Genomic DNA, 6406 nt, shown 5'->3' on the forward strand with positions numbered 1-6406 from the left:
AGATGAACTAAATCTGTCTTCTTTTAACTTCAAGGAAGAATTTAAAGACTTGTTTGAAGATGAAAATATTGATGAATATGCTTTAATAACATTCTTGGAGAGTTTGGAAAACTTGATTGCCCTAAAATATCTTTTGGAAAACAAAAAGAAAATAATTGCAATTTCCAAAACATCCTCAAGCAATGAACTTTTCCATGCAAATATTCCAGATATGGCTATTTTAGATGGAATGACTAAAAAACAAGGATTCAGCGAACCTTATTATAGGAAAGTTACCTATAAAACAAAGCATGATTTTCCTATAGAAAACGAATTCTTCAGAGATCTTTGGTTTACAATATTCTTTGCAAGATTGGATGACAATAAGAACATAATTAAGATAGAATTGCCTTATTATACTGATGATTTAGATGAAATAAGAGAAATTTTAAAAATTCTTAAATCAAATTCAACAGAAGGATATCCTTTTTTACTTAAAAAAGCACATAAAGATGTTGTTATTTCAAATCAGGATATGAATAGCTTATCTAAGATTATTGGATTTTTAGATAAAAGTGGGCGTGAAATGTTAAATTAAGATTATTAAATTAAGATATCAATTGAAGGTAATATTATAAATTAATAAAAAATTTTGAGTTTTAGAGGTTTAAAATATGATTGGAAGATGTATAGGAGAGACATCTCTTATTGAAGTAAGTTTTATTTCAAAAGAAATGCCGCAAGTAGGTGAATATGTCACACTTGAATATGATGGAAAGATTATCCTTGGAATGATAGAAACAATGGTTCGTGGAAGCGTTTCATTGAATAATGAAATATATGACCCGGATACAATTGCAAAGATTAGGGAAATCGAAGGTGACGATTACTATATTAAAGGAAAAATAACAATTCTTGGAGACGTAAATGACAATCTAAAGTTACCACGTACTCCTGCACCTCCTGGAACTCCTATTTATCTTGCTCCAAGTGATATACTTGAGAAGATATTCCATATTGAAAACTCTTTAAAACTTGGACACCTCATCAACAATGATGATGTTGAAGTGGGTGTTGATATAAATAAGATGGTTTCACGCCATTTGGCGATTCTTGCTATGACCGGTGCAGGTAAGTCAAACACTGTATCTGTTATCATTGACGGTTTATTGGAGTATAACGGTTGTATGCTTATCTTTGATATGCATTCAGAATATGTTGACGCTGAATTCACCAATGGTAAAGTAAATGTTATAGAACCTATGATCAACCCTCAATATATGGAATTTTCAGAAATTAAGAAATTGGCAAGCATTCCTTCCAATGCTCCTTTGCAAGAAAGATACTTTAGAAGAGCTTTTAACGAAGCTAGAAGATTGGTGAAAGAGGGAACTGCAAGCACTGCTGATTTTATAGAATTATTATACAGAATCCTTGATAACTGGTATAATGATGAAGATTATGATGCCAGCAACAAGAAAAACATTATGGATGTAATCAATAAGATAGAGGATTTGAATGTAAAATATGACAGATTATTAAACGTTAATATAGGTGACTTCCTAACTCAAATAAAACCTGGAATGGCTAATGTTCTTGATTTAGGACAAGTTGATGAGAATATGGCTGAAGTATTGGTTGCTCATGTGCTTAGAAGATCTCTTAGAAGCAGAAAACAATATGTCAGACACAACGATAATGACGCATTATCCTATCCATTGTTCTTTGTAGTTGAAGAGGCACATATTTTAGCTCCTCAAAACAGAAGCAGCAACAGCAAATACTGGATTACACGTATAGCTAGAGAAGGTCGTAAATTTGGTTTAGGCCTTTGCTTGGTAAGCCAATCTCCTAAATCTGTTGATGCTGAAACATTATCACAAGCCAACAACATGATAATTCTAAGGCTTGTTGAGCCAAAAGACCAAAAACACGTTCAAACTGCAAGTGAAAGCCTTAGTGAAGATTTAGTGAAACAACTGCCTTCCTTGAATATAGGTGAAGCTTTGGTTTTAGGGCTTATGACAAAGGTTCCAACACTTGTCAAAATCAATGAATTCAAAGGAAGACAACGTGGTGGAGACTTGGATATCATTGAACAATGGAAAACAAATAAAGAAAAAGAACAGGAATCTTTACAATTGCAATTAAGTCAATTTGATGATTTAAGTGGAGGATATTAGTTTACAAAGATTTATAAATTACGGTATCCTTATCATTTTTACTAATAATTTAAAACTAATTAATTTAAAAAAATTTTAAAAAAAATCATTTAAACAATAATTAAAAAAAATACAGGGGGAAATATATGAGATTTGCACATTTATCAGATAGCCACTTAGGATCAAGACAATTTGGCCTAATGGATCGTGAAACTGACTTTTATGATGTATTTGTTAGGAATATAGATAAAATAATAGAAAAAGATGTAGATTTTGTTATACATAGTGGAGACTTATTTGATAACAACAGACCATCTACAGAAGCTTTACTTGCTTTCCAGAAAGCATTGCTCAGATTAAACGATGAAAAAATACCTATTTATGCAATTGCTGGAAACCATGATTCAATCTTAAGAAAAGGAGCAAAGCCTCCACTGGTTTTATTTAAGAATTTAGGACTTAAATTAATCAGTCCTGATAATCCTGCTTATACACAAGGAGGAGTTTTAATCTGTGGAACTCCATATGTGCCTAGTTCTCAAGGGGATGTTTTGAGAGAAAAATATAGTAAATTATCAGGGATTGCAGACAAATATCTTAAATCAATTTTAGTGTCTCACCAGGGTATTGATAAATGGATGCATGAGGACACTCATGAAATTGAATTGGATGAAATGCCTAAGAATTTTGACTATTATGCTATGGGACATATTCATAATTACATTGAAGAGGACTTCGGTAAAGGCAAATTGGTTTATCCTGGATCTATGGAGATATGGAGAACCAGTGAAAATAATGATAATTATAGAGAGTATGGTAAAGGATTTGTTGTAGTGGATTTAAGTGATAAAAAACCAGAAATTGAAAGAGTGAAGATAGACCTTCCAAGAAATTTCTATAATCAAATAATTGACTATAACAAACTTGAGGAAAGTCTTGCCATCATGAAGAAGGAAATTGAATCTTTAGAGAATAAGCCTATGGTTGATTTGACTGTTGTTGGCGGTGACTTTGAAAGTGCTGAAGTTTATGAAATTATTAAAGAAACAATTGGAAATAGTGTTTTAAATCTAAGGCCAAGCTTTAAGCCAGACAAGATTAGGGATGAAGAAAAGGAAATTAACCCTGATAATATATTGGATCCAAGAACATTATTGCGTATGAAAGTCAATGACAAATATGGAAAAGATGCTGGAAATTTATCCATTGACCTATTGGATGATTTGTCTATTGGAAGAGTTGATGATGCTAAAATAATTTCTGATAGATATTATAGTGAACATTACCATGCAGAGGAAGAAAATGACTCAGACTTAAATATGAATAAAATGAAAGATGCTGAAGAAATTAAGGAATCTGACAGTTTAGATGATTATTTAGATAAGAATTTGAATGCTGCTGATGAAGAAATTAATGATGAAGATTCTTCAAAATCAAAGCAGATGAGTTTTGATGACTTTTAGGGGAGGATATGATGATATTTAATAGATTAGAATTAAAAAACTTTAAATCTCATGCTAACACTACATTGGACTTTAATCCAGGCATCAGCTTAATTGTTGGAGAGAATGGTGCAGGGAAGTCTACAATATTTGAAGCAATTACATTTGCATTATTTAAGGAATACAGCACTAAAACCCTTACTGATTTAGTCAGATCAAACAAGAACATCAATGAAAAAATGGAAATGATGGTGAAACTCACATTTTATTCAAATGGACATACTTATAGGGTGGAAAGAGGTGTTACCTTAAATAAATCATCTTCAAAATCAACCTCTGACCTATATGAAATCACATCTGAAAGGGATGTGATGCTTGCTTCTGGAAATAAGCAAGTCGATAATGAAATAGAAACTATCTTAAGCATGGATTCTTCAACATTCTTGAATGCGATTCATATTAGACAAGGGGAAATTTCTGATTTGATTGATAAGACTCCTGCAACTCGTAAAAAGTTAATTGGAAAGCTTTTAAAACTTGAAGAGTTGGAAAAGGCTTATGATAATCTTCCAAGAATCAGCGAAGAGTACAAAACAAGAAAAGCGGTTTTGGAAGATAGGATACAACCTGAATCTGAGCTTAATTTTGAACTTAAAAAAGCTAAAGAAGAGCATTTTAATTTAAAAGAAAAGAATAATGGTCTTAAAGAAGAGTTTGAAGTTCTAAAAAAGGACATTGAAATAAAGAATCAGGAAAAAGAAAATTTGGACAAGCAAAAGGCGGAATATGAAACTCTGCAGATTAAGCTAAAGCATGAAGAAGAGAATCTTAATGGATTGAAGAAAACAAAAGAGGATTTGACTAAGAAATATGATGAAATCTTAAGAAATGAAAATGAAATGAATCTTTTAAAGCCATTCAGTGAAAAACTCCCGATTTATAAGGAGTTTAAAGATTCTTTAAGCAATTTAAATAAATTTAAAGAAGAAGAAACTAATAAAAAAGAAATTATCACTCAAATTGGTGAATATAAATCAACAATTGAGTCTGAAAGAGAAAATCATGAAAAATTCAGCACTTTAGAAGGTGAAATAAAAGCCTTAAACAATAAGAAAGTGGAATTATCTGCAGATTTGAAACAGATAAATGAATTGGAATCCCAAAGAAACACATTAGTAGGGGATATTGATCAGCATAACAAAGATTTGGATACTTTCTATAATGATTCCAAAGTGGTTTTAGCTGAGTTTGAAGAAGATATCAATCCAATTAAAACCACTGATGATTTGAATGTATTGGAGAGTACTGTTGAAGGTCTTAGGACAAACCTTAGAAATGAGATTGATGGTATTAACGGTGAATTGGAAACATTGAATAAGGAGTCAATCAGTTTACGCCAAGAGATCAAATCTTTGGATGAACCATTGTCTGACATTAAGAAAGTTGAAAACAAATGTCCAGTTTGCCAGTCAGATATTAGCGAAGATAAGAAAAATGAACTCATTCATATGTATGAGGAAACAATATCTACCAATACTAAAAAGATTAATGAAAATAATGAAATTGTCACTAAATTAAATAATGATAAATCACTGAAAGATACAAATTTATCAAAGCTAGATTCAATTAAAACAAAGATATATCAGAACAAACATTTGGTTGGAGATTTGGATAAGTTTACAAAAAGTCTTGAGACAGTAGATGAGAAAATTAATGAACTAAAAGGCAAAAAAGAAGAGCTTATGCAATTGGATAAAATCATTGAATCTAAAAATAATGAGTTCAATGACCTTGAATCCCATCATAAGAAGTATTTGGAAGCTAACACACTTCTTAAATCCTATCCAGATGAGTCAAAAATCAAGGATGAATTATATACCGTCTCAGGCAATATCAAAAGTGAAGATGAAAAGATTAAGGCTTTCATAGCCTCTGATTCCCAGCTTTCATTGGAATTAAGTGAAGAAGAAATCGATGAAATGATTAATGACTTGACTTTAAAGGATACCAAATATCATGTTTTAATGGGATCAATTAAAGGTAAAGAGGAATATGAAGGAAAATTAAAAGCCAATAAGGAAGAGATTGAAGCTAAGGAAAAGGAAATTCTTGAAATCAATAAGGCAATTGAAACTTCAAGCTACAATGAGGAAAACTATAGGAACATGACATTCCTGATTGATAGGCTAAATGATAAATTCAACAAATATTCCCAACAGATAGCTGTTAATGACAATAATTTAGTGCTCTATGAAAATTCAGTTAAGGAAATTGAAGAGCGTATTGAAACCAACAGAAAAAATAAAAAGGAATACATTGATGTTAAGGAATATTACTCCTTGCTTGAAGACTTTAGAACTCTCTACGGTAAGGATGGTATTCAAGGAGACTTAAGAAGCCAGTCCAGACCATTAATTCAAAAGTTCACTAGAGAATTCTTTGAGAAATTCAATTTCAACTATTCTGACTTGATATTGGATAACGAGTACAACATTTCCATTTTCGGTCCTGAAGGTGAAGTTAATTTGGGAATGGTCAGTGGTGGAGAGAAGATTGCTATCGCTCTTGCATTGAGATTGGGTATTACACAGGCAATGTCTAAAGGAAATATTGAAACAATTCTTTTGGATGAACCTACAATTCATTTGGATAGCTTTAGAAGGCAGGAATTGATTTCTGTTTTACGCAGCATGTCTGTAATTCCACAAATGCTTATTGTAACTCACGACACTGAATTGGAAAACGCTGCAGATACTCTAATTAGAGTTACAAAAGAAGATGGAATTTCCAAAGTTGAAATTAACAGTTAAAAACAGTATTATT

The 6406-nt window shown here is 31.5% G+C and carries 4 protein-coding genes; all 4 read left to right on the top strand.

What is annotated here, in order from left to right:
• On the top strand, positions 1-577 hold a 577-nt coding region (locus tag ACKI67_RS03980; RefSeq protein ID WP_407462094.1), incomplete at its 5' end, for a DNA double-strand break repair nuclease NurA.
• A 76-nt stretch (positions 578-653) separates the two neighbouring features.
• The gene (locus ACKI67_RS03985; RefSeq protein WP_407462095.1) at positions 654-2162 is read left to right on the top strand and encodes a helicase HerA-like domain-containing protein; all 1509 of its coding nucleotides are present in this window, start codon (positions 654-656) and stop codon (positions 2160-2162) included.
• 125 nt (positions 2163-2287) lie between these two features.
• Entirely contained in the window at positions 2288-3604 is a 1317-nt protein-coding gene (locus tag ACKI67_RS03990; protein ID WP_407462096.1) for an exonuclease SbcCD subunit D, read from the top strand.
• An 8-nt stretch (positions 3605-3612) separates the two neighbouring features.
• Positions 3613-6393 (top strand): AAA family ATPase, encoded by a 2781-nt coding sequence (locus ACKI67_RS03995; protein WP_407462097.1) that lies wholly within the window; start codon positions 3613-3615, stop codon positions 6391-6393.
• The last annotated feature ends 13 nt before the right edge of the window (positions 6394-6406 follow it).

Source organism: Methanobrevibacter sp. (assembly GCF_045577275.1).
In the GTDB taxonomy this organism is placed as follows: Archaea; Methanobacteriota; Methanobacteria; order Methanobacteriales; family Methanobacteriaceae; genus Methanobrevibacter.